The 1,032-nt window shown below is 71.6% G+C and carries 1 protein-coding gene; it reads right to left on the bottom strand.

Annotated elements, in window-relative coordinates; genetic code table 11:
• Positions 1–65: 65 nt before the first annotated feature.
• A partial coding sequence (locus BJP25_RS07965) for an LCP family protein (RefSeq protein WP_084793782.1) occupies positions 66–1,032 on the bottom strand: 967 nt, incomplete at its 5' end.

The raw sequence follows: 1,032 nt of genomic DNA, 5'->3' as shown, positions 1-1,032 counted from the left end.
GCCCGCAAAGAAAATCCCGCGCTCTTTAAAGCCCAAAGCCGAAGGTGAGGCGACAGAACACCCCGCTAAGCAGGCGGCCCCACAATGCTCCCAGCAGGAACCTCAGCGTCCTTCCCCAACGCCTCGAACAGCGCCGACGCCTTGGCCTTGTCCCACAGGATCACGTCCTGCCCGCCCACCGACTTGCTGCCGCTGAACGGCACCGTCGTGGTCAGCAGGTCGCTCGACGCCATGGCCAGCCCCATCGACGGCAGGTTCCACAGGTGCGCGCTGTCGTCCACGGTCAGCGCGTCGGGCGCCGCGCCGATCAGCGGGAACAGGCGGAAGGGGTTCACCAGGGTGCCCGGGCTGGTGACCTTGTCGGTCAGCGCGGAGAGGAACTGGCGCTGGCGGATGACGCGGTCGAGGTCGGCGCGCGGGCCGACGCGGGTGCGGACGTAGCCCAGCGCGTCGGGGCCGTCGAGTTCCTGGCAGCCCGCGGGGAGGTTGATGCCCGCCTTGGGGTCGTCCAGGGGCTCGGGCAGGCACATGTCGATGCCGCCGACGGCGTCGACGACGTTGGCGAAGCCGCCGAGGCCGATCTCGGCGTAGTGGTCCAGGCGCAGGCCGGTGACGGTCTCCACGGTGCGGGCGAGCAGGGGGGCGCCGCCGAGGGCGTAGGCGGCGTTGAGCTTGTTGCTGCCGTGGCCCTCGATGGGGACGTAGGAGTCGCGCAGGAGGGAGACCAGGGTGGGGCGGGTGTCGTTGTCGGGGATGTGCAGCAGCATGATGGTGTCGGTGCGCTTGCCCTCCGGGTTGCCGGTGGCCAGGCGCTCCTCGTCCTCGGCGGAGAGGCCCTCGCGGCTGTCGGAGCCGACGATGAGCCAGTTGGTGCCCGCGCCCGCGGCGGGGCGGCCCGGGTAGTCGGGCAGGGCGTCCTCGCGGTTGAGGCTGGTCTCCAGGTAGATCGCCGAGCCCACGACCAGGGCGATGAGCAGCAGGAACACGCCCAGCACCACCTTGCGCCAGCGGCGCGGGCGGCGGCGGGGCGGG

The organism is Actinokineospora bangkokensis (genome assembly GCF_001940455.1).
In the GTDB taxonomy this organism is placed as follows: Bacteria; Actinomycetota; Actinomycetes; order Mycobacteriales; family Pseudonocardiaceae; genus Actinokineospora; species Actinokineospora bangkokensis.
Note: the sequence above shows the minus strand (reverse complement) of the source record. Positions and strands in the feature narration are given on the sequence as shown.